The organism is Pseudomonas sp. S49, assembly GCF_009866785.1.
GTDB lineage: Bacteria > Pseudomonadota > Gammaproteobacteria > Pseudomonadales > Pseudomonadaceae > Aquipseudomonas.
In genome coordinates, this window is the sequence record NZ_CP019432.1 from 6,227,456 (window position 1) to 6,249,734 (window position 22,279).

A 22,279-nucleotide genomic window follows, 5' to 3' on the forward strand; every position below is an offset into this window, starting at 1 on the left:
GCTTTTAAATCACTCCGTCGGCACCAACCTATCCAACAAACGATTGACGGCCATCTCCGCCACCATCACCACCTGCGCAATTCCTTGCACAGTCTTGCGGTGCGTACCTTCCACCATTGCCGCATGGTTGTTGAGCATCACCGTGGCCGAGCCGAGGGTTTCACTGGCGTCAGCCAGCAGGGATTCGGTGTCGGCATTGGGGTTGGCCATGTACAGCGTGTTGGGGGTGTAAGGCGTGGCCATCAGATCGGCGTTGGTCGGGCCGAGGTAATGGTCGAGGGTGCGTTCGGCGGCTTCGTGGAATTTCTTCGAATCGGGGGATTCGTAGGGGGATGCCGGGTCGGTGACCGGCGGGTTTGGCGTTACTTTGAACATTTACCAGATCCTCATTTGAGCTAGCCACCGCTTCCCTACTAAAAGAAGTGGAGGCAGCTGTGCGCAGGTTAGTAGACCGGGGATCTGGGAAACCGGCGCGCCGAAGCGCCCTGTGCACAACCACCATAAAGTGCAGGTATGGAGTACCTGACTGTCTGATGAGCTATACGCCCCAAATATGACGGGCTACTAAACCCGATCACTGGAAATCAGTGACGGAATCAAGTTACGCAGCATGCCAAAGGCGCACAAGCCGGCGGATTCTGGTGCATGCGTAGGCAGCGGCGCAAGGATTTGTAGGCTAGGGAGCCGTAACACAGAGTGTCTTTAAACAGCTTGGCTAAATAGTGTTTATTACTCACAGAGATTGAGGATTTGTCTGTCGGAATTCAGCGCTGCAACCGGCGCTTTCGCGAGCAGGCTCGCTCCCACAGGGGGGCTGTGTCGTCCGCAAAATCCGGGATCACTGGAGATCCATTGTGGGAGCGAGACTGCTCGCGAAGAGGCAAGCCGAAGCACCGCAAGTTCTGGATCAGCCCGCCGATGATCGTTCCCACGCTCTGCGTGGGAACGCCTCAACGGACGCTCTGCGTTCGGCTTTTTGGGACGCGGAGCGTCCCTGGCTGCATTCCTTTGCTGCGCGTGGGAACGATCAACCGTGACCAATGGATCAGTCAGTGGGCACCAACCTATCCAACAATCGATTGACCGCCATCTCCGCCACCATCACCACCTGCGCAATTCCTTGCACAGTCTTGCGGTGCGTACCTTCCACCATTGCCGCATGGTTGTTAAGCATCACCGTGGCCGACCCGAGGGTTTCGCTAGCATCAGCCAGCAGGGATTCGGTGTCGGCATGGGGGTTGGCCATGTACAGCGTGTTGGGGGTGTAAGGCGTGGCCATCAGATCGGCGTTGGTCGGGCCGAGGTAATGGTCGAGGGCGCGTTCGGCGGCTTCGTGGAATTTCTTGGAGTCGGGGGATTCGTAGGGGGATGCGGGATCTGCAAGCGGGGGGTTAGGCGTAGGTTTAATCATCTTCAGGTTCCGAAATTAAGCTGGAACCGCTTCTCTGCTAAAAGAAGGGGTGGCAGCTGAACGCAGGTTAGCAGACCGGGGAACCTAAGGAAGCCGGCGCGCCGAAGCGCCCTGCGCACAGCCGCCATCGAATGCAGGCGTTGAGCCTGACGATGATGTATGTGCACCCTTAGATTAACCACGGGCTGCTAAACCCGATCACTGGAAATCAGTGACGGAATCAAGTTACGCAGCATGCCCAAGGCGCACAAGCCGGCGGATTCTGGTGCATGCGTAGGCAGCGGCGCAAGGATTTGTAGGCTAGGGAGCCGTAACACCGGGTGTCTTTAAACAGATGTGCCTGGATGCGTTTATTGCGCTGCGGGGATTGAGGATTTGTCTGTCGGATTTTGGTGGATGCCGCAGGCGCTATCGCGAGCAGGCTCACTCCTACAGGGGAATGCATTCCAAATGTAGGAGTGAGCCTGCTCGCGATGAGGCCAGTCAGGCCAATGAAAATTCTGAATCAGTGGATCAGCCCAGCATCCACCAACAACTTCTCCAACCCCAACAAATCCGGCACCTTCGCCACCTGCTCCCCGACCTGCACCGCCGCCTGCTCCAGCGCACACAACGGCACATCGACATAACTCAACTGGCTATCAAGCTTGTACGACCGCGGAATCCCCTGCACCAGCAGGGCAATGAACTTCAACTCCGGCAACCCGCCCAGCGCATTCAAAATCACGATCCGCGCGCGCTCGCCAATGACGATTTTCTGCCCGCACGCCGACTCGAAACTCAGCAGCGGAATCTGCCGCTCGCGCCACTTCACGCGCCCCAGGTACCACGGCGGCGTGTCCAGATCGAAGGCGCTGGCCTGGTAATCAATCAACTCAGCGACAGCGACGTTAGGCAGGATCAAATTACGATCCGCCAATGGCAGCAGCAACCCGGTCAGTTGGCTGCTGCGCTGATTGTGCCGGCGCTCATGCATGTTTCTTGCTCCACTGGGCAATGCTTTCAAGCAGCACCGACTCTTGATACGGCTTGCCGAGGTAGTCGTTAACGCCGATGGCCATCGCGCGGTCGCGGTGTTTCTGCCCGGTGCGCGAGGTGATCATGATGATCGGCAGGTGTTGCAGGCGTTCGTCATTGCGCACCTGGGTGGCGACTTCGAAGCCGTCCATGCGCGGCATTTCGATGTCGAGCAGCATCAGGTCAGGCATGTGTTCTTCCAGGAGCAGCATGGCGTCGACACCGTCCTTGGCGGTCAGCACGTTCATGCCGTGGCGTTCGAGCAAACGGCTGGTGACCTTGCGCACGGTGACCGAGTCGTCGACCACCATCACCAGCAGCGGTTTGTGCGGTTCGCTGTCGATCTCCGGCAGCGTCGGCGCCTGCACAACCCGCGCCTGCATCGCCCGAATCGGCGCGAGCAGATCGAGAATCAGCACCACCCGGCCATCGCCAAGAATCGTCGCCCCGGACACGCCCTGCACCGCCGCGAATTGCGCGCCAAGGCTTTTGACCACGATCTCGCGGGTGCCGGCCATGGTATCCACCAGCACCGCGATGCGCCGGTCGTTGTAGTGCACCAGCAGCACCGGCAACGGCAGGTTCTGCCCCAGCAGTTTCGGTCGTGGCGCGGTTTTCAGCAGTTCGCCGAGGTAGCACAGTTCATAGGTCTGGCCGCCGTACTGGTAACGCGGCGGATCAACCCGGAAGTGCCCTTCCAGGTCATTCGGCAACACGCGAACGATGCCTTCGATGGTGTTCAGCGGGATCGCATATTGATCCTCACCGCACTGCACCATCAGCGCACGGTTGACCGACACGGTGAACGGCAGCCGAATGCGGAAATGCACGCCCTGCCCCGGCACCGAGTCGATGCTCATGCTGCCGCCGAGTTGCCGCACTTCTTCGTGCACCACGTCCATGCCGACGCCACGTCCGGAAATCTGCGTGATTTTTTCGGCGGTCGAGAATCCCGGCTGCAGGATGAACTGCAACACGTCGCGGTCGCTGATCTCGGCATTCGGTGCGAGCAATCCACGCTTGATTGCTTTGCGCCGCACGGCTTCCAGCGGCACCCCGGCACCGTCATCGCGAATGTCGAAAACGATGTCACCGCCCTCGCGCGACAGATCGAGGCTGATCTGACCTTGCGCCGGTTTACCCGCCGCCAGCCGCACTTCGGCGGACTCCAGACCGTGGTCGACGGCGTTGCGCAGCATGTGTTCCAGCGGCGCGGCCATACGTTCGAGGACGTTGCGATCCATCTCGCCTTCAGCGTTGCCAATGACGAAGGCGACGTCTTTGTTCAGCTCTTCAGCGACCTGACGGACGATGCGTTTGAGGCGCGGCAACATGCGCTCGAACGGCACCATGCGCGTGCGCATCAGGCCTTCCTGCAATTCGGTGTTGATGCGGCCCTGTTGCTGCAACAGGTTCTCGGCGTCGTGATTGCGGCGGTCGAGGGTTTCCTTGAGATCGAGCAAGTCGGAGGCGGATTCGAACAGCGCCCGCGACAGTTGCTGCAACTGCGAATGGCGATCCATTTCCAGCGGATCGAATTCTTCGTAGCCGAGACGTTCGGCATCGACTTGCTGACGGCTGAGAATCCGCCCTTGGGTTTCAGTATCGAGGCGGCGCAACTGATCACGCATGCGTTCGATGGTGGTTTCCATCTCGTTCAGCGCGATCTGCGCGTCGTTGACTTGCTGTTCGATACGACCACGGAAGATCGAGGTTTCGCCGGCCAGATTGACCAGTTCATCAAGCAGTTCGGCGGAGACCTTGACCATGTCCGCGCCCGCTTCGGCGGTCGGTGGCGCCGCGTCAGTCTTGACCGGCACAGGTAGCACTGGCGGCGTTTCTACCGTCACCGGATGGCTGAAATTCTGGATCGCGTTGATCAGCCGATCGGCCGGTGGACACGGTTGCCCGGCGCGCACGCCATCGAGCATTTGCGCCAAGCGATCATGCCCGCGCTGCACCAGCGCAAACAGCTCCGCCGACGGCTGCAAAGCGCCGCTGGAAAGACTTTCGTAAAGGTATTCCAGCTCATGGGCGAGGTCTCCGATCGGGCCGATCTCGACCATCCGCGCGCCACCCTTGAGGGTGTGCAGATCGCGCAGCAGGGTTTCCACTTCCTGACGATTGCCCGGCTCCGCCTGCCAGCGCAGCAGCGCGGAGCCAGAGTTTTCGATGATGTCGAAACCTTCTTCGAGGAAGATCTCCATCAGCTCCGGGTCGTGGCCAGCGCTGTCGTGCTCGGCTATTGCTGGCGGCGCTTCGGCGACACTGTGGCCCTGACGTAGCTGACGAATCGTGTCGATCAGATCCTGCGCCGGGGTCAGCGGCTGATGGTTTTGCAACTGATCAAGCATCAACGCCAAGCGGTCATGGCTCTTGAGCAGCAAACGCCCCAGGCTTTCGCTGTAGTGGTAGCGACGATCGACCAAGCCTTCGTAAAGGCTTTCCAGCTCCTGGGCCAGATCGCCAATGGCCTCGACTTCAGCCATCCGCGCGCCGCCCTTGAGCGTATGCAAATCCCGTTGCAACGAGGACAGTGGCGCTGTGTTGTCCGGGTCGCTGAGCCAGCGCTGCAAGGCTTGGCCTGAGCTGTCGAGAATGTCCACGGCCTCTTCAAGGAAGATCTCGACGATCTCGTCATCGGGCTCAAGCGCGGTTGCCTTTTGCTGCAACTCGGCGGTGGCGCTGCCCAGTTCACGGATGCTCAAGGTGCGGCTGCCATCGCTTCGAATCAGGCCCATGGAAGAAGGATCGAGGCTCTGATCGAGCAGATCATGCAACGCCCGAATCCGCTCTGGCTGCGGCGTGACTTCCTGACCGGCAGCCAGTTCATCGAGCATGTTGATCAGCGCTTCATGGGCGTTCTGCGCTTCGCGGAAAAACTGTTCGCTGACCGCCAGACTGCTTTCTTCCACCGCGCCATACAGGTCGAGCAAGGCTTCGCACAACACATCGACTGGCAGCAGATCGGCCAGATGCGCGCCTTCGCCAAGGGTGGTCAGTTCATCCAGCAGCGCGCTGAGTTCCTGACGCTCGCCGGGGTGTTGCTGCCAGCGCTGCAACAGGCTCTCCGCATCGAGCAGGATGTCCATGCCCTGGGCGAGGAAGTTATTGATCAGTTGCGGATCGCGCTTGATCCGCAGGCCGGTATTGGGCGCATCGAGGATCGACGCCAGACGCTCGGCGAGCAGGGTTTCCGAGCGTTTGATCAGCGACTGTGCACCGACAATCGGCGCCAGCGGATCATGCTTGAGCTGACGCAGGCCGACGCGGAACAGGCCCTCGGCTTCGAGCAGCAATTCCACTTCGTCGAGGTCCAGCGGCAACTGATGCGCCTTGAACTCGCGGGCCAGTTGATCGAGCGGTGCAGCGAGTTCGGCAATCGGCAATACGCCGGCCATCGAGGCGCTGCCCTTGAGCGTATGCAAGGCGCGCTGCAACTCGTCGCTGCCTTGCAACGGTACGTGTTCGGCGGCCTGATCGAGAAAACGGTTGAGGCTGGCGAGGTGCGTTTCGGCTTCGTTGCGGAAGATCTCCAGCAACAACGGATCGAGCGCCGCCACATCGTCGACGTCTTCGGCCGCCAGTGGTTCGTCACCCTTGGCCAAGGCATGTGCGCGGGCAGCAAGTTGGTCGACATCGCTGCGTTGACGTTGGCTGTTGGTGGCAAATTCGTTGATCAGTTCCGGCAGCAACAGCACCGTGTCGGTAAGCAGTTGCTGCACCACCGAACCGGGTTCGACGCTTTGTTCGAGCACGCGGTTGAGCAGGTTTTCCACCGCCCAGGCCAGCTCGCCGAGGATCAGCGCACGGACCATGCGCCCGCTGCCCTTCAAGGTGTGGAAGGCGCGGCGCAGTTCAGTCAGCGCGTCGCGATCCTGCGGGTTGGTGGTCCAGCGCGGCAGGTATTCGTGGAGGACTTCGAGGACTTCGTCGGTCTCTTCGAGGAACACTTCGCGCAATTCGTCGTCGACCGGTTCTTCATCGGCCGGTGGCGGCATCAGGCTGCCGGGGGTGATCAGCGCTGGCGGGTTAACCGCAGAAACCGGGCTGGCCAGAACGTCGGCCAGCGACTGTACGGTTTCCGGATCATCGAGCGCCTGCATGTCCTGCATCACCAGCGCTTCGCTGGGGCTAAGCACGTCTTCGAGCACGGGCACATGCGGCTCATTTGGAAAGAAACCCAGACTCGCAAGAGACTTCTGCGCGACATCCAGCAACTGCTCGCTCGGCGCCTGCGGATCGTCGCTCAGACGTTCGAGGTAATACTCGAGGCTGCTGATGACATCGGCCAGATGATCAAGTTGTTCCCAGCCCGGCTCATGCGGATCAAGCAGCAAATGCTCGCGGATAAAACCGTTGCAGGCTTCGACCAGACTCGCCGCGCGGTTCAACGGAATCATCGCCAGCGCACCGCGCACCTGAGTCAGCAGCGCCGGCAACGGTTGCAGGTGCTGGCGATCCCAATCGGCGTCGATGTAGTCGACGATCATGTCCTTGGCCTGTTGCAGGCAGATGCGTGCTTCCTTGATGACGATCTGATGGATCTGCGTCAGGTCGGTGGTCGGCAGGCGCGAATCTTCCGGGCTTTCCGGCTCGACGGTGCCGACCATTCCGGCCAGTGTCGCTTCGACGTAAAGCAGCGCACCGGCAACGTCCATCAGGATCGCGTCATTCGGTTCGCGCTGGCCTTGGGCAAGGCTGAGCACCACGGCCAATTGATCGATGATGACTTTGCGCGGTTGGCCAAAACCGAGCACGGCCAACGTGTCGGCGATTTGCCGCAGCGGTGCCAGCAAGCTCTCCAGATCCGAGGTGTGCTGGCGGTCGCTGCGCACGAACAGGTCGAGGCGTTCCTTGACCCGCACCAGCTCTTCGCACAGCGCCGACAGCACCGAGCGCATCGCATCGCGGTCGGGGCCGGCCAGGCGCGCGCGTTCTTCGTCGACCATCGCGCTGTCGGGCAACGCGTCGTCCAGCGAGTAGCGATCTTTCATGGTCAGCATCTGCCCGGTGGGATGTTCGGCTTTGGCAATATAGAACAACAGGCTTTTCAGCAGCTCCGCCGGGGGCGCTTGGTTGAGGCCGGTCATGCCTTGCTCGAGCAAGCGCTTGAGCTCTTTGTCGGCGTCCTTGAACAGGCTACGCAGCGCCGGGCTGTTGGCAATCACGCCCTCGCGCATGCCTTCGACCAGCGCTGAGGCGACTTGCCACAACGGGCTCAGGGGCGCATCGCCGCTCAGCGCTTCGAGGCGGGTGAAGACTTTCGCCAGATAATCAAGGTGCGTCTGGTCATCCTGCTCGCGCAGCAAACCGACCAGGGCCATTTGCAGCATCTGCCGTAATTTGCGCAGCACGTTCGGCAGTTCTGCCGGTTCCAGCAGTGCCAGCGCTTGCGCGTTCAATGGCGCCAGCTCGGGCAGTTGCGGGCTGAACAGACTGGTTTCCGAGAGCAGGCTTTCGCCCCGAGCGCTGCGCAAATCGTTGATCAGCGGCAGCACCACCAATGGCAAATCACGCCGGGCGCTCTGCACGCGGTCGAGGTAGATCGGCAATTGCCCGAGGGCTTGCAGTAACAGGTGCAGCGCTTCGTCGCGATGGCTGACGCGCTCGTGCTGCAAGGCTTCGACCAGATGTTCCATTTCTTCGGCGAGCAACGCTGCGCCGTAGAACTCGACCATCTGCAGGCTGCCGTGGACCTGATGGATGTATGCCAGGCACTCGTCCAGCCCCGGGAAGGCCTGCGGATCGTCGAGCACGGCTTCAATCGCCTGATGCGCCTGTCTCAGCGTTTCGGCAATTTCGCCTTTGACCCATTCGAGGGCCACGTAGTCATGCCGGTCACCCATAACCGCTCCGATCACACTTTTTCCGCCGCCGGCAAGGTGAAGCCGGACACCGAACGGCGTAACTGACTGGCCATTTTCGCCAGGTTACCGATGCTTTCCGCAGTGGCCGTGGAGCCGGACGAGGTCTGCGAGGTGATCTGCTGGATCACGTTCATCGTCAGGGAAATCTGCCCGGCCGAGGACGTCTGCTGCTGCGCGGCGTTGGAGATGCTCTGAATCAGCGCCGCGAGGGTCTTCGATACGCCTTCGATTTCTTCCAGGGCCACACCGGCATCCTGCGCCAGTCGCGCGCCGCGCACCACTTCGGTGGTGGTTTGCTCCATGGAAATCACGGCTTCATTGGTGTCGGTCTGAATCGCCCGCACCAGCGTTTCGATCTGCCGGGTAGCAGCGGACGAGCGTTCGGCCAGTCGCTGCACTTCGTCGGCGACCACGGCAAAACCGCGCCCGGCATCACCGGCCATCGACGCCTGAATTGCCGCATTGAGGGCGAGGATGTTGGTCTGGTCGGCAATGTCGTCGATCAGGCTGACGATGTCGCCGATTTCCTGCGACGACTCGCCGAGACGCTTGATGCGTTTGGCGGTGTCCTGGATCTGTTCGCGAATGTTGTCCATGCCGTGGATGGTGTTGTGCACCACCTCGTTGCCCTTGTTGGCGATTTCCACGGAGCGCTCGGCTACCGCTGAAGACTCGGCGGCGTTGGCCGAGACCTGATCGATGGATTCGGCCATGTCACTGATCGCCGTCGACGCTTCGGAAATCTGCTGGGCCTGATGCTCCGAGGCCTGGGCCAGATGCATGGCGGTGGCCTGGGTTTCCTGCACCGCTGCGGCGACCTGGCCGGCGGTGAGGTTGATGGTCGCAACCAGATCGCGCAGTTGGTCGACGGAGTAGTTGATCGAGTCGGCGATGGTACCGGTGAAGTCTTCGGTCACCGAGGCGGTCACGGTAAGGTCACCATCGGCGAGGTCTTCGATTTCATCGAGCAGGCGCATGATCGCGTTCTGATTGCGCTCGTTCTTCTCGGCGGTTTCACGCAACTGACGATTGGTTTCCCGGACCATCACCAGACCGATAAGGATGATCGAGGCCAGCGCCAGCAAACCGAGGACGTAGCCACCGATGGTGTCGGTATTGCGTCCGCCGGCAAGGTTTTCGAAGCGAGTCGCCAGGTGCGAGGCTTCGTCGAGCAGGGTTTGCGAGAGGCTGAAGATGTTGCTCGCCGATTCACGGACCTTGAACAGCTCCGGCGAGGTTTCGAGGATTTCATCGACGGAGCCGGAGACAAACTGGAACAGCTCGGAGATTTCGCTCAAACGCGCACGAGCGTCGCGGTCTTCGACCTGGCTGATTTTCAGCGCCGGGTTACCTTGCAGCATGCCGTTGAGCACTTGGCCGAAACGGGTGGCGTCGCGGCCGAAGGCATCGGCGGCTTGCTGGGAGTTTTCGTCGCCGGCGAGCACGGTGTTGACCGCGCCGAGAATGCGTTCGGCCAGCAGCGACTGACGCTGGGCCATCGCTACTTGCGCGGCCGGGGCACCACGCTGGAGGAGGATTTCGACGACTTTTTCGTATTCGATCTGCAACTGCGGCACGGTTTCGGCCAGGGTCGCGGCGACCTGATGCAACGACAGCACGGTCTGTTCGCTGGAGAGGATGGCGTCGGTGTTTTTCAGCAGGCGCTCCCAATCCAGCTGCACGGCACGCATTTCCGGGCGCACGGTGGCGGGTGCCGGCGGCAGGCCGGTGGCCGGGTCGCCTTTTTTCAGGTAACCCCAGCGCTGGGCGAAATCGTTGCGCGCATCGCTGAGCAACTTGAACGCGGCCGCCTTGCCGGCGGCGGCTTCGGTAGCGTTTTTGGCAATGCGTTGCGAGAGCACACGCAGCTCACCGGCGTGGCCGATGTACTGTTTGTCGTAGTTCGCCTGGGTGTTGAGGTAAGCGAAGTTGGCGAACAGCAGCATGATGAACACGATCAGTGCGATGAACAGCACGATGATCTGCGAGCGACTGCGCGATCCTTCCGCTGGCTTGCCTGTTTTTGCTTTTGTCATCGGTCCTCGCCCTTAACCCACACCTTTGAGGCCTGCTGCAATCCCTGTGGGAGCGAGCCTGCTCGCGAAAGCGCTGGGTCAGCCAATATTTATCTTGCCTGACACGCCCTCTTCGCGAGCAGGCTCGCTCCCACAGGGGACGGTGTTGAATCTGTTATATCGCGACGCTCATGAACACCGGGGATTTGGCCAGGGCAAACAGGCTGAACACCCGCCAGTTCTGCTCGCGCCGAAAATAGCCTTTGACGAACTCGGCCTTGGAGCCCTGGCGCTTGCTGATCGAGATCGGTTCGAAGCTGTCCTGTTCAAAGTGCTGCAAGCCAATGACCTCATCGACCATCAACCCGGCAAACACATCGCCATGCTCGACCACCAACACCCGCCGCTGTTTACGCAACGGCGACAGCTCATGGCCGAAGAAACCGCACAGATCCATGATCGGCAACAGCCGCCCGCGCAGGTTAGCCACGCCTTTGACCCACGGCTTGACCCCGGGCAACTGGGTGAAGCGCGGTTCGTGCAGCACTTCGCTGACTTCGCCCATCGGCGCCACATACCAATGCTCGCCGAGGCGAAAGCCGATACCGCTCCAGCGATCCTGGCGCGCCGCTTGCGACGGCAGGTCCGCCGCCAGCAAGCGGCAGCGCTGGTCGATTTGCCAGAGCAGTTCGAACGCGGTCAGCGACTCGCTCATGGTCGCGCGATCAACCGTTCAGCACGTTGTTCAGGGTCTTGATCAGGGTGTCTTCGTCGACCGGTTTGGTCAGGTAATCCTTGGCGCCCTGGCGGGTGCCCCAGACCTTGTCGGTTTCCTGATCCTTGGTGGTGATGATGATCACCGGGATGTGTCCGGTTTCCGGGTCTTTGGTCAGTTGACGAGTCGCCTGAAAACCATTGAGGCCGGGCATGACGATGTCCATCAATACCGCGTCGGGTTTTTCCTGACGGGCCAGGGCCACGCCGTCGGCGCCGTTTTCGGCCTTCAGCACTTCATGGCCGTGCTTTTCGAGCATGCCGGTGAGTTTGTACATTTCAGTCGGCGAATCATCGACGATCAGGATACGTGCCATGGTTTTCCCCATTTTTCTTGTCGACGCGCGGCCCGCTGGCCGAGCGTCACTGTACGTGTCTTACTGCGGCAAAACGGCGGCGAAGCCCGGTACGTGGGCCTGGATCGCGTTGAGCAGTTCTTCCTTGCTGAAAGGCTTGGTCAAAAATTGATCAGAGCCGACAATCCGCCCCTTGGCCTTGTCGAACAGCCCGTCACGCGATGACAGCATGATCACCGGCGTGGCCTTGAACGCACTGTTGTTCTTGATTAAAGCGCAGGTCTGATAACCATCCAGACGCGGCATCATGATGTCGACAAAAATGATCCCGGGATGGTTGTCGGCGATCTTCGCCAAAGCGTCGAAACCGTCGATCGCCGTGATTACTTCGCACCCGACATTCTTCAACAAGGTTTCGGCGGTGCGACGAATCGTTTTCGAGTCGTCGATCACCATGACCTTCAAGGCGCTGGACTGCTGTTCCATAAGAGGGCTCTACCGTCGCCTTTGCGAATCAAATTGTCCGTTTTGCGATGACTGATGGCTGGAAACCCTTGATGCTCAAGGGCCAGCACGGCATGGCAGCCTTTTTAGCACAGTCTCCAGATGCAATCTATCGACGGGTTTTTCCTTGACCGAAAACCCGCCCGGCGCCACTCTGGCGGCACTTTTTCAATACCGATCCGGTAGCCAATTTTCGAGGAAAACCCAATGAGCGTTCGCGTCGGGATTGTCATGGACCCTATCGCCAGCATCTCCTATAAAAAGGATAGCTCGCTGGCCATGCTGCTGGCCGCGCAGAAGCGCGGCTGGGAACTGTTCTATATGGAACAACGCGACCTGTATCAGGGTGAAGGTCAGGCCCGGGCGCGGATGAAGCCGCTGAAAGTCTTCGCCAACCCGGAAAAATGGTTCGAACTGGACGCCGAGCAGGACAACCTGCTGAGCGATCTCGACGTGATCCTGATGCGCAAGGATCCGCCGTTCGACATGGAGTTCGTCTACTCCACCTACCTGCTCGAACAGGCCGAAACCGCTGGCGTGCTAGTGGTGAACAAGCCGCAGAGCCTGCGCGACTGCAATGAAAAGCTGTTCGCCACGCTGTTCCCGCAGTGCACACCGCCAACCATTGTCAGCCGTCGCGCCGATGTGCTGCGTGAATTCGCCGCGAAACACGGCGACGTGATCCTCAAGCCGCTGGACGGCATGGGCGGCACTTCGATCTTCCGTCACCGCCCGGGCGACCCGAACCTCTCGGTGATTCTGGAAACCCTGACCGCCCTCGGTGGCCAGCAGATCATGGGCCAGGCTTACCTGCCGGCAATCAAGGACGGCGACAAACGCATTCTGATGATCGACGGCGAGCCGGTGGATTACTGCCTGGCGCGGATTCCGGCGCAGGGCGAAACCCGTGGCAACCTCGCTGCCGGTGGACGTGGCGAAGCGCGCCCGCTGACTGACAAGGATCGCTGGATTGCTGCACAGGTCGGCCCGACCTTGCGTGAGAAAGGCCTGCTGTTCGTCGGTCTCGACGTGATCGGTGAAAGCCTCACCGAAATCAACGTCACCAGCCCGACCTGCATCCGTGAAATCGACAACGCCTTCGGCACCGACATCGGCGGCATGTTGATGGATGCAATCGCCAAGAAGCTGCAGGCCGCCGGCAAAATGCCACAAGCTTGATGCACGTCACATGCAGTCTGTCGCTTGAAGCGTGAAGCCCAAGGCGTGAAACCAACATTGCGTTATCATGCGCAGCCTCTGAAAAACGCGATGTTGGTTTTCTTGTCATGACCCTCCCGTCCGATCTGCCCGCAGAACTCGCCCACCGTGGCGTGCGCCCGGCCGATCGCCTCGGTTTTACCCTGTTTCTCGCAGCGCTGATCCACTTGGCGCTGCTGCTCGGCGTCGGCTTCACGATGGTCGAGCCCAAGCAGATCAGCAAAACCCTGGAAATCACCCTCGCCACCTTCAAAAGCGAAAAGAAGCCAGAGAAGGCTGACTTTCTCGCCCAAGAGCATCAGGAAGGCAGCGGCACGCTGGACAAGAAGGCGATCCCCAAGACCACTGAGGTCGCGCCGTTCCAGGACAATCAGGTCAAGAAAGTCACGCCGCCACCGGCCGCCAAACCGGAAGTGCAGGAAGCTGCGCCGAAGGCTGCAGTGACTACGGTTGCACCAAAGCCGAAAAAGGCGCCGACCAAAAAAGAAGAAAGCAAGACCGAGGTCAAGCCGACGGTTGATGCGCCGGAATTCGACAGCTCGCAGCTGTCCAGTGACATCGCCAGCCTTGAAGCCGAACTGGCCAAGGAACAACAGCTGTACGCCAAGCGTCCGCGTATTCACCGCTTGAGCGCGGCATCGACCATGCGCGACAAGGGTGCCTGGTACAAGGACGACTGGCGCAAGAAGGTCGAGCGGATCGGCAACCTCAATTACCCCGAGGAAGCACGGCGCAAGCAGATCTACGGCAATTTGCGCCTGATGGTTTCGATCAATCGCGACGGTTCGCTGTATGAAGTGCTGGTGCTGGAATCGTCCGGGCAGCCGCTGCTGGATCAGGCGGCGCAGCGTATCGTCCGACTGGCGGCACCGTTTGCCCCGTTTACCGGGGACTTGTCGGATATCGACCGTCTGGAAATCATTCGTACCTGGAAATTCGCCCGGGGCGACAAGCTCTCGAGCAATTGAATACACCGCAAATCCCCTGTGGGAGCGAGCCTGCTCGCGAATGCGGTGTGTCATTCAACATTGATGTGACTGATCCACCGCTTTCGCGAGCAGGCTCGCTCCCACATTGGATCGGTGTGTCACCTGCATCTCCAGCTTGTCAGTTTGCCCCCCGAACGCCACACTAGCGCACATGAAAAACGTCAGCCCCAGCTACCTCAAGCATCAATTCCTGATCGCCATGCCACACATGGCCGACCCGAACTTTGCCCACACCTTGACCTACATCGTCGAGCACACGGCCAATGGCGCTATGGGGATTGTGGTCAACCGGCCGCAAGAGCTGAATCTGGCCGACATCCTTGAGCAGCTGCGCCCGGACATCGACCCGCCAGCACTCTGCCAACACGTACCGATCTTTATCGGCGGGCCGGTGCAGACCGATCGCGGTTTTGTCCTGCATCCAGCGGGGAAAACCTTCCAGGCCACCGCGCAGCTGGACGGCGATCTGGCCCTGTCGACTTCGCAGGATGTGCTGTTCGCCATCGCGGACGGCGTCGGCCCGGCGAAAAGCCTGATTGCCCTCGGTTACGCCGGATGGGAAGCCGGGCAGCTGGAAGCGGAACTCGCCGACAACGCCTGGCTGAACTGCCCGTACGACGCCGATATCCTGTTCAACACCAGCAGCGAACTGCGTCTTGAAGCGGCGGCCAGGCATTTGGGGATCAACCTCAGCCTGCTGACCAGCCAGGCAGGTCACGCCTGATGGCCCTGCGCCTGATTCTCGGCTTCGACTACGGCACCAAACAGATCGGCGTCGCGGTCGGCCAGGTGATTACTGGCCAGGCCCGTGAGCTGTGCACCTTGAAGGCACAAAACGGTGTGCCGGACTGGAACCAGGTCGAAGCCCTTATAAAAGAATGGAAGCCCGACGCCGTGGTCGTCGGCCTGCCGCTGAACATGGACGGCACGCCGAGCGAAATGTGCCTGCGCGCGGAAAAATTCGCCCGCCGCCTCAATGGCCGCTTCAACGTGCCCTTCTATACCCACGACGAACGCCTGACCACCTTCGAGGCCAAGGGCGAGCGTCTGGTCCGTGGCGGCCAAAAGGGCAGTTACCGCGACAACCCGGTGGACGCCATCGCCGCCGCTCTGCTGTTGCAGGGCTGGCTCGATGAAAACACTGCATTGTTTGAATCCTGACAAGCGCTTCGGCGCTTTTCTTTTGAGTGAAAAACCGAGTCGTGTCCAAGGACCCGACTCGCCCCCAACAAGGAGCAACCATGAGCCTGCCAAATCCCGCCGATCTGATCAGCCAGATGGCGACCCGCCTCAAGGCGCACCTTGCCCAGCGTGAAATCACTGAACCGCGTTACATCGGCATTCGCACCGGCGGCATCTGGGTCGCGCAGGCCTTGCTCAAGGAACTGGGCAGCGACGCGCCACTGGGCACGCTGGATGTTTCTTTCTACCGCGACGACTTCAGCCAGAACGGCCTGCACCCGCAAGTGCGCCCGTCCGCCCTGCCCTTCGAGATCGAAGGCCAGCATCTGGTGCTGATCGACGACGTATTGATGAGCGGCCGTACCATCCGCGCCGCCATGAACGAATTGTTCGACTACGGCCGCCCGGCCAGCGTGACCCTGGTCTGCCTGCTCGACCTCGACGCCGGCGAGCTGCCGATCCGCCCGAACGTGGTCGGCGCGACGCTGTCGCTGGCCGCACATGAACGGGTGAAGCTGTCGGGCCCCGAGCCGCTGACGCTCGAACTGCAAGACTTCAACCTTTAATCCGCCCTATTGAGAGTCCCCTTCGCGATGACGCCTCTAGATACCAAGCGCCCGCTGCAGCTCAATGATCAGGGCCAGCTGCGCCACTTCCTCTCGCTCGACGGCCTGCGCCGCGAGTTGCTGACGGAAATCCTCGACACTGCCGACTCGTTTCTAGAAGTCGGTGCCCGGGCGGTGAAGAAAGTCCCGTTGCTGCGCGGCAAGACCGTGTGCAACGTGTTCTTCGAAAACTCCACGCGCACCCGCACCACCTTCGAACTGGCGGCCCAGCGGCTGTCGGCGGACGTGATCACCCTGAACGTGTCGACCTCGTCGGCGAGCAAGGGTGAAACCCTGCTCGATACCCTGCGCAACCTCGAAGCCATGGCCGCCGACATGTTCGTCGTGCGCCACGGTGATTCCGGTGCCGCGCACTTCATCGCCGAGCATGTTTGCCCGCAAGTGGCGATCATCAACGGCGGCGACGGCCGTCACGCCCACCCGACGCAGGGCATGCTCGACATGCTCACCATCCGTCGGCACAAGGGCGGCTTTGAAAACCTCTCGGTGGCCATCGTTGGCGACATCCTGCACTCGCGGGTTGCGCGCTCGAACATGCTCGCGCTGAAGACCCTCGGTTGCCCGGACATCCGCGTAATCGCGCCGAAAACCCTGCTGCCGATCGGCATCGAGCAATACGGCGTGAAGGTCTACACCGACATGACCGAAGGCCTGAAAGACGTCGACGTGGTGATCATGCTGCGCCTGCAGCGGGAACGCATGACCGGCGGCCTGCTGCCGAGCGAAGGCGAGTTCTACCGCCTGTTCGGCCTGACCACCGCGCGTCTGGCCGGGGCCAAACCCGATTGCATCGTCATGCACCCGGGGCCGATCAACCGCGGGGTGGAGATCGAGTCCGCAGTGGCCGATGGCCCGCACTCGGTGATCCTCAATCAGGTGACCTACGGCATCGCGATTCGTATGGCCGTGTTGTCCATGGCCATGAGCGGGCAAACCGCCCAGCGCCAATTCGAGCAGGAGAACGCCCAGTGAAGCTCAGCATTCTCGGCGCACGCGTCATCGATCCAAGCAGCGGCCTGGATCAAATCACCGACATTCACGTTGAAGCCTGCAAGATCGTCGCCCTCGGCGCGGCCCCGGCGGGTTTCACGGCAGTAGAAACCATTGATGCCCAAGGCCTTGTCGCCGCTCCGGGCCTCGTTGATCTGAACGTAGCCCTGCGCGAGCCGGGCTATAGCCGCAAAGGCTCGATCATCAGCGAAACCCGCGCAGCGGCCGCCGGTGGCGTGACCAGCCTGTGCTGCCCGCCGAAAACCAAACCGGTGCTAGACACCTCCGCTGTCGCCGAACTGATCCTCGACCGCGCACGCGAAGCCGGCAACACCAAAGTGTTTCCGATTGGGGCACTGAGCAAAGGTCTGGACGGCGAGCAACTGGCTGAGCTGGTTGCGTTGCGCGATGCCGGTTGCGTGGCCTTCGGCAACGGTCTGGAGAGTTTCCGCAACACCCGCACCCTGTGCCGGGCGCTGGAATATGCGGCGACGTTCGACCTGACGGTGATTTTCAACTCGCAGGATCATGATCTGGCCGAAGGTGGTTTGGCTCACGAAGGCGCGGTTGCCAGTTTCCTCGGTCTGCCGGGGATCCCGGAAACCGCTGAAACCGTGGCCCTGGCCCGGGATCTGTTGCTGGTCGAGCAGACTGGCGTGCGTGCGCATTTCAGTCAGTTGACCAGTGCTCGCGGTGTTGCCCTGATCGCTCAGGCGCAGGCGCGTGGTTTGAAGGTGACGGCGGACGTGGCGCTGTATCAGCTGATTCTGACCGACGAAGCGCTGATCGACTTCAGCAGCCTGTATCACGTGCAACCGCCGCTGCGTACGCGTGCTGACCGTGATGGTCTGCGTGAAGCGGTGAAGTCCGGCGTGGTTTCGGCGATTTCCAGCCATCACCAACCGCACGAACGTGACGCCAAACTGGCACCGTTCGGCGCGACCGAACCGGGCATCAGCAGTGTTGAGTTGTTGCTGCCATTGGCGATGACGCTGGTGGAGGATGGCTTGCTCGATCTACCGACCTTGCTGGCGCGCCTGAGCGCTGGCCCGGCTGAAGCGCTGCGTCTGCCGGCTGGCAAACTGGCGGTGGGTGGGGCGGCGGATATCGTGCTGTTCGATCCGCAGGCTTCGACGGTGGCCGGTGAAAACTGGTTGTCGAAGGGTGAGAACTGCCCGTTCATTGGGCACACTTTGCCGGGTGTGGTTCGCTATACGCTGGTGGATGGGCGGATCAGTCACCAGGCTTGATACCGCGTCACCCCTTTCGCGAGCAGGCTCGCTCCCACACTGGATCTGTGAACGACACAAATCCCCTGTGGGAGCGAGCTTGCTCGCGAAGCTTTACTGGAAGGCGCCTCTGCCTTCGGCGTTACGCACCGAGACCTGATCATTCAGCGTCCAGAAGTCATACAGCACACCCAGAAAGAACAACCCGCCCGTCAGCAGATAGATCAGGCCACTGATCCATTTCCCCTGATACATCCGGTGCACACCCAATGCTCCGAGAAACGTCAGCAGAATCCACGCCACGTTGTACTCGATCGGCCCGGCGGTAAAACGCAGATCCGCCTCGCGATCCATCGCCGGGATCAAGAACAGGTCGATCAGCCAGCCAATGCCCAGCAAACCCAAGGTGAAGAACCAGATCGTCCCGGTCACCGGCTTGCCGTAATAGAAGCGGTGAGCGCCGGTAAAACCGAAAATCCACAGCAGATAACCGATGATTTTGCTGTGCGTATCTTGCTGCTGAACAAATTGTTGATAGGGGTTCATGAAGACCTCGATTCACACGATAGATAAATATTCTTGAATTCTTTGTGACTTTTTTACAGGTAGCCGACGTACGGCAAATGTTACCGTTGCTACCGTCAAAGCCTTATAGCACCTGACTTCTGTCCGACAATTGCGTCCATTTGCCGCTTATTTGGTTCCGTTGGCTGCCAACTGAATCGACCAACGGACTCGGAATGAAAAAAAACTCTGTTATAAAGTTGCGCGCTATCACTGAAGAGCCACGCCTAATGCGACCATTTTTCAAGACATGGCTAACCATCTGCCTATTAATGCCACTGGCCGCCCACGCCACCAATCGTGAGCAACGTCTTCCCAACGTTAACGGCTTCACCCCTAAATCCCATGCTTCGGCTCCATCGAGCAAAAGCAGCAAAGGCAAAACCACCACGCTGAGCAGCAAGAGCCACAGCAAGCTGGTGCCACCGATGGCGAGCAAGGAAAGCAGCAATGTGCTGAGCCGTGCGGTAAACGTCCTCGGTACACCTTATCGTTGGGGCGGCAGCAGCCCAAGTAAAGGTTTCGATTGCAGCGGTCTGGTGAAATACGCGTTCAACGACGCTACGTTCGACCTGCCACGCACCTCGAACGCCATGGCCAGCGGTCACGGCGAGAAAGTCGAGCGCAAGGATCTGAAGCCGGGCGACCTGATTTTCTTCAACATCAAGAGCCGTCGGGTCAACCATGTTGCCATCTACCTGGGCAACGACCGCTTCATCCACGCACCGCGCCGTGGCAAAGCGGTGAGCATCGATACGTTGAACAAGCCGTACTGGCAGCAGCACTACGTGGTGGCCAAGCGCGTGTTGCCGAAAGAACAAAGCCAGATGCGCGTGGTTCAGCGCTAACACCATACCGATCGTTCCCACGCTCCGCGTGGGGATGCCTCAATGGACGCTCCGCGTCCGCTTCGGCAGGGACGCAGAGCGTCCCGGGCTGCATTCCCACGCAGAGCGTGGGAACGATCACTTCCTCAGAAATTATCCGGCGTACGCGCCTTCTCCCGCGCATGCTCGCGACTGATCAAGCCCTTGGTCAGCAGATCCTTCAGGCACATATCCAGTGTCTGCATGCCCAACGACCCACCGGTCTGAATCGCCGAATACATCTGCGCGACCTTGTCCTCGCGGATCAGGTTACGGATCGCCGACGTGCCCAGCATGATCTCGTGCGCCGCCACCCGCCCGCCGCCGATCTTCTTGATCAACGTCTGCGAGACCACCGCCAGCAACGACTCCGACAGCATCGAGCGCACCATCGACTTCTCGTCACCGGGGAATACGTCGACCACGCGGTCGATGGTTTTCGCCGCTGAGGTGGTGTGCAGCGTGCCGAACACCAGATGCCCGGTTTCGGCTGCGGTCAGTGCCAGGCGAATGGTTTCCAGGTCACGCATCTCGCCGACCAGAATCACGTCCGGGTCTTCGCGCAACGCCGAGCGCAGAGCGGTGGCGAAACTGCGGGTATCACGATGGACTTCGCGCTGATTGATCAGGCATTTGCGCGATTCGTGAACAAACTCGATCGGGTCTTCAATAGTCAGGATATGGTGATGACGGTGAGTGTTGAGGTAATCGATCATCGCCGCCAGCGTGGTCGACTTGCCCGAACCGGTCGGCCCGGTGACCAGCACCAGCCCACGCGGGGCGTCGGTGATCTTACGGAAGACGTCGCCCATGGCGAGGTCTTCCATGCTCAGCACTTTCGACGGAATGGTACGGAATACGGCGCCAGCGCCACGGTTCTGGTTGAAGGCGTTAACCCGGAACCGCGCGACACCCGGCACTTCAAAGGAAAAGTCGGTTTCCAGATGTTTCTCGAAGTCGACCCGCTGGGTGTCGTTCATGATGTCGTAGATCAGTTCGTGCACTTGCTTGTGATCCAGCGCCGGCAGATTGATCCGCCGCACATCGCCATCGACGCGGATCATCGGCGGCAGACCGGCCGACAGGTGCAGGTCGGAAGCTCCCTGTTTGGCGCTGAAGGCCAGCAGTTCAGTGATATCCATAGCGCTCCTCAATTCCAGTAGAATGCCGCGAACCTTCAGACCGCCGGCGCCTCTTGATGTCCACGATAGCAGACAACATTCTCCAGGTTGGTTCGCGCATCCAGGCAGCGGCCAAAGCTGCGAACCGCGACGAAAACAGCATTCAGTTGCTCGCCGTGAGCAAGACCAAACCCGCCCAGGCCCTGCGCGAGGCGTATGCCGCCGGCCTGCGTGACTTTGGCGAGAACTACCTGCAGGAAGCCCTGGGCAAACAGCTCGAACTGGCTGACCTGCCCTTGATCTGGCACTTCATCGGCCCCATTCAATCGAACAAGACTCGTGCCATCGCCGAGCATTTCGACTGGGTGCATTCCGTGGATCGCCTGAAAATCGCTCAACGCTTGTCCGAACAGCGCCCGGGTGAACTGCCGCCGCTGAACATCTGCATTCAGGTCAATGTCAGCGGCGAAGCCAGTAAATCCGGGTGCACTCCGGCTGATCTGCCGGCGCTGGCCGAAGCCATCAGCGCCCTGCCCCGGCTGAAGCTGCGCGGGCTGATGGCGATTCCCGAGCCGACCGACGACCGCGCCGAGCAAGACGCGGCATTCGCCGCTGTGCAGAAATTGCAGGCCAGCCTCGAACTACCGCTCGACACGCTTTCCATGGGCATGAGCCACGACCTAGAGTCGGCCATCGCCCAAGGCGCCACCTGGGTTCGTATCGGTACGGCCCTGTTTGGCGCCCGTGACTATTCCCAATCTTGAACGTTTCCAGATAAGGACCACACATGAGCAACACACGTATTGCGTTTATCGGTGCGGGCAACATGGCGGCCAGTTTGATCGGTGGCCTGCGCGCCAAGGGCTTGGAAGCCGCACAGATCCGTGCCAGCGACCCGGGTGAGGAAACCCGCGCCAAAGTCAGTGCCGAACACGGCATCGAAACCTTCGCTGACAACGCCCAGGCCATCGACGGCGTCGATGTCATCGTGCTGGCGGTCAAGCCGCAGGCCATGAAAACCGTGTGCGAGGCGATTCGCCCGAGCCTGAAACCGAATCAACTGGTGGTGTCGATTGCTGCCGGCATCACCTGCGCGAGCATGACCGCATGGCTCGGCGAGCAGCCGATCGTGCGCTGCATGCCGAATACCCCGGCGCTGCTGCGCCAGGGTGTCAGCGGTTTGTACGCAACCAGCGAAGTCACTGCTGAGCAACGTCAGCAAGCCGAAGAGCTGCTGTCCGCCGTCGGCATCGCCCTGTGGCTGAAAGAAGAACAACAACTGGATGCCGTGACCGCTGTGTCCGGCTCCGGCCCGGCGTACTTCTTCCTGCTGATCGAAGCCATGACCGCCGCCGGCGTCAAACTCGGCCTGCCGAAAGACATCGCCGAACAATTGACCCTGCAGACCGCACTGGGCGCCGCACACATGGCTGTTTCCAGCGACGTTGACGCCGCCGAACTGCGTCGTCGCGTGACTTCGCCAAACGGCACAACCGAAGCCGCGATCAAATCATTCCAGGCCAATGGCTTTGAAGCCCTGGTCGAAACCGCACTCGGCGCCGCCGCGCACCGCTCGGCCGAAATGGCCGAACAACTGGGCAAATAAG

At 60.7% G+C, this 22,279-nt stretch carries 20 protein-coding genes; 10 read left to right on the forward strand and 10 right to left on the reverse strand.

What is annotated here, in order from left to right:
• Positions 1–9: 9 nt before the first annotated feature.
• The 8 genes from PspS49_RS27640 to pilG all read right to left on the reverse strand — a co-directional run bounded on the left by PspS49_RS27640 (position 10) and on the right by pilG (position 11,869).
• Entirely contained in the window at positions 10–375 is a 366-nt protein-coding gene (locus tag PspS49_RS27640) for a DUF6124 family protein (RefSeq protein WP_160042195.1), read from the reverse strand.
• A 670-nt stretch (positions 376–1,045) separates the two neighbouring features.
• Positions 1,046–1,411, reverse strand: a complete 366-nt coding sequence (locus PspS49_RS27645; RefSeq protein ID WP_127930101.1) for a DUF6124 family protein — start codon at positions 1,409–1,411, stop codon at positions 1,046–1,048.
• Positions 1,412–1,916: 505 nt separating this feature from the next.
• The gene (locus PspS49_RS27650; protein WP_150749746.1) at positions 1,917–2,387 is read right to left on the reverse strand and encodes a chemotaxis protein CheW; all 471 of its coding nucleotides are present in this window, start codon (positions 2,385–2,387) and stop codon (positions 1,917–1,919) included.
• Positions 2,380–8,277: an Hpt domain-containing protein gene (locus PspS49_RS27655; RefSeq protein WP_160042197.1), complete on the reverse strand. Its 5,898-nt coding sequence runs from the start codon at positions 8,275–8,277 to the stop codon at positions 2,380–2,382. Before PspS49_RS27655 ends, PspS49_RS27650 begins: the two co-directional genes overlap by 8 nt.
• A gap of 11 nt (positions 8,278–8,288) precedes the next feature.
• On the reverse strand, positions 8,289–10,334 hold the full coding sequence (locus tag PspS49_RS27660) for a methyl-accepting chemotaxis protein (RefSeq protein WP_016985966.1): 2,046 nt from the start codon (positions 10,332–10,334) through the stop codon (positions 8,289–8,291).
• A gap of 154 nt (positions 10,335–10,488) precedes the next feature.
• Entirely contained in the window at positions 10,489–11,028 is a 540-nt protein-coding gene (locus tag PspS49_RS27665; RefSeq protein ID WP_122604417.1) for a chemotaxis protein CheW, read from the reverse strand.
• A gap of 10 nt (positions 11,029–11,038) precedes the next feature.
• Positions 11,039–11,404 (reverse strand): twitching motility response regulator PilH, encoded by a 366-nt coding sequence (gene pilH / locus PspS49_RS27670; protein WP_127930104.1) that lies wholly within the window; start codon positions 11,402–11,404, stop codon positions 11,039–11,041.
• Between the two features lie 60 nt (positions 11,405–11,464).
• Positions 11,465–11,869, reverse strand: a complete 405-nt coding sequence (gene pilG, locus PspS49_RS27675; RefSeq protein ID WP_007913673.1) for a twitching motility response regulator PilG — start codon at positions 11,867–11,869, stop codon at positions 11,465–11,467.
• Positions 11,870–12,094: 225 nt separating this feature from the next.
• Between pilG and gshB the strand changes: the two genes are divergently transcribed.
• The 7 genes from gshB (at position 12,095) to PspS49_RS27710 (ending at position 18,142) form a co-directional block, all read left to right on the forward strand.
• Positions 12,095–13,066 carry a glutathione synthase gene (gene gshB / locus PspS49_RS27680; protein ID WP_160042199.1) on the forward strand — a complete coding sequence of 324 codons (972 nt, stop codon included), beginning with the start codon at positions 12,095–12,097 and terminating at the stop codon, positions 13,064–13,066.
• 107 nt (positions 13,067–13,173) lie between these two features.
• Positions 13,174–14,073 carry an energy transducer TonB gene (locus tag PspS49_RS27685; protein WP_038358807.1) on the forward strand — a complete coding sequence of 300 codons (900 nt, stop codon included), beginning with the start codon at positions 13,174–13,176 and terminating at the stop codon, positions 14,071–14,073.
• A gap of 172 nt (positions 14,074–14,245) precedes the next feature.
• Positions 14,246–14,818: a YqgE/AlgH family protein gene (locus tag PspS49_RS27690; protein ID WP_016985971.1), complete on the forward strand. Its 573-nt coding sequence runs from the start codon at positions 14,246–14,248 to the stop codon at positions 14,816–14,818.
• Complete coding sequence (gene ruvX / locus PspS49_RS27695; protein WP_008077844.1) at positions 14,818–15,255, forward strand: Holliday junction resolvase RuvX; 438 nt, start codon at positions 14,818–14,820, stop codon at positions 15,253–15,255. Before PspS49_RS27690 ends, ruvX begins: the two co-directional genes overlap by 1 nt.
• Positions 15,256–15,335: 80 nt before the next feature.
• A complete protein-coding gene (gene pyrR / locus PspS49_RS27700) occupies positions 15,336–15,842 on the forward strand; it encodes a bifunctional pyr operon transcriptional regulator/uracil phosphoribosyltransferase PyrR (RefSeq protein WP_034153653.1) in 507 nt (168 codons plus the stop codon).
• Positions 15,843–15,869: 27 nt separating this feature from the next.
• Positions 15,870–16,874, forward strand: a complete 1,005-nt coding sequence (locus PspS49_RS27705; RefSeq protein WP_007913665.1) for an aspartate carbamoyltransferase catalytic subunit — start codon at positions 15,870–15,872, stop codon at positions 16,872–16,874.
• Positions 16,871–18,142: a dihydroorotase gene (locus PspS49_RS27710; RefSeq protein ID WP_110718025.1), complete on the forward strand. Its 1,272-nt coding sequence runs from the start codon at positions 16,871–16,873 to the stop codon at positions 18,140–18,142. The genes PspS49_RS27705 and PspS49_RS27710 overlap by 4 nt, the downstream gene beginning before the upstream one ends.
• 93 nt (positions 18,143–18,235) lie before the next feature.
• Here PspS49_RS27710 and PspS49_RS27715 read toward each other — a convergent pair whose 3' ends face one another.
• Complete coding sequence (locus PspS49_RS27715) at positions 18,236–18,667, reverse strand: TM2 domain-containing protein (protein ID WP_110718026.1); 432 nt, start codon at positions 18,665–18,667, stop codon at positions 18,236–18,238.
• 248 nt (positions 18,668–18,915) lie between these two features.
• Here PspS49_RS27715 and PspS49_RS27720 point away from each other — a divergent pair, with 248 nt between their 5' ends.
• A complete protein-coding gene (locus PspS49_RS27720) occupies positions 18,916–19,533 on the forward strand; it encodes a C40 family peptidase (protein ID WP_127930107.1) in 618 nt (205 codons plus the stop codon).
• 125 nt (positions 19,534–19,658) lie between these two features.
• On the opposite strand, the gene PspS49_RS27725 is transcribed toward PspS49_RS27720, so the two are convergent.
• Complete coding sequence (locus PspS49_RS27725) at positions 19,659–20,693, reverse strand: type IV pilus twitching motility protein PilT (RefSeq protein ID WP_095049465.1); 1,035 nt, start codon at positions 20,691–20,693, stop codon at positions 19,659–19,661.
• 56 nt (positions 20,694–20,749) lie between these two features.
• Here PspS49_RS27725 and PspS49_RS27730 point away from each other — a divergent pair, with 56 nt between their 5' ends.
• Positions 20,750–21,436 (forward strand): YggS family pyridoxal phosphate-dependent enzyme, encoded by a 687-nt coding sequence (locus PspS49_RS27730; RefSeq protein WP_160042201.1) that lies wholly within the window; start codon positions 20,750–20,752, stop codon positions 21,434–21,436.
• A 23-nt stretch (positions 21,437–21,459) separates the two neighbouring features.
• Entirely contained in the window at positions 21,460–22,278 is an 819-nt protein-coding gene (proC, locus tag PspS49_RS27735) for a pyrroline-5-carboxylate reductase (protein WP_150693739.1), read from the forward strand.
• The last annotated feature ends 1 nt before the right edge of the window (position 22,279 follow it).

Bases quoted from the DNA above. Each gene is read 5' to 3' on its own strand.
- PspS49_RS27640 (WP_160042195.1), bottom strand. From the start codon at position 375: ATGTTCAAAGTAACGCCAAACCCGCCGGTCACCGACCCGGCATCCCCC.
- PspS49_RS27645 (WP_127930101.1), bottom strand. From the start codon at position 1,411: ATGATTAAACCTACGCCTAACCCCCCGCTTGCAGATCCCGCATCCCCC.
- PspS49_RS27650 (WP_150749746.1), bottom strand. From the start codon at position 2,387: ATGCATGAGCGCCGGCACAATCAGCGCAGCAGCCAACTGACCGGGTTG.
- PspS49_RS27655 (WP_160042197.1), bottom strand. From the start codon at position 8,277: ATGGGTGACCGGCATGACTACGTGGCCCTCGAATGGGTCAAAGGCGAA.
- PspS49_RS27660 (WP_016985966.1), bottom strand. From the start codon at position 10,334: ATGACAAAAGCAAAAACAGGCAAGCCAGCGGAAGGATCGCGCAGTCGC.
- PspS49_RS27665 (WP_122604417.1), bottom strand. From the start codon at position 11,028: ATGAGCGAGTCGCTGACCGCGTTCGAACTGCTCTGGCAAATCGACCAG.
- pilH (WP_127930104.1), bottom strand. From the start codon at position 11,404: ATGGCACGTATCCTGATCGTCGATGATTCGCCGACTGAAATGTACAAA.
- pilG (WP_007913673.1), bottom strand. From the start codon at position 11,869: ATGGAACAGCAGTCCAGCGCCTTGAAGGTCATGGTGATCGACGACTCG.
- gshB (WP_160042199.1), top strand. From the start codon at position 12,095: ATGAGCGTTCGCGTCGGGATTGTCATGGACCCTATCGCCAGCATCTCC.
- PspS49_RS27685 (WP_038358807.1), top strand. From the start codon at position 13,174: ATGACCCTCCCGTCCGATCTGCCCGCAGAACTCGCCCACCGTGGCGTG.
- PspS49_RS27690 (WP_016985971.1), top strand. From the start codon at position 14,246: ATGAAAAACGTCAGCCCCAGCTACCTCAAGCATCAATTCCTGATCGCC.
- ruvX (WP_008077844.1), top strand. From the start codon at position 14,818: ATGGCCCTGCGCCTGATTCTCGGCTTCGACTACGGCACCAAACAGATC.
- pyrR (WP_034153653.1), top strand. From the start codon at position 15,336: ATGAGCCTGCCAAATCCCGCCGATCTGATCAGCCAGATGGCGACCCGC.
- PspS49_RS27705 (WP_007913665.1), top strand. From the start codon at position 15,870: ATGACGCCTCTAGATACCAAGCGCCCGCTGCAGCTCAATGATCAGGGC.
- PspS49_RS27715 (WP_110718026.1), bottom strand. From the start codon at position 18,667: ATGAACCCCTATCAACAATTTGTTCAGCAGCAAGATACGCACAGCAAA.
- PspS49_RS27720 (WP_127930107.1), top strand. From the start codon at position 18,916: ATGCGACCATTTTTCAAGACATGGCTAACCATCTGCCTATTAATGCCA.
- PspS49_RS27725 (WP_095049465.1), bottom strand. From the start codon at position 20,693: ATGGATATCACTGAACTGCTGGCCTTCAGCGCCAAACAGGGAGCTTCC.
- PspS49_RS27730 (WP_160042201.1), top strand. From the start codon at position 20,750: ATGTCCACGATAGCAGACAACATTCTCCAGGTTGGTTCGCGCATCCAG.
- proC (WP_150693739.1), top strand. From the start codon at position 21,460: ATGAGCAACACACGTATTGCGTTTATCGGTGCGGGCAACATGGCGGCC.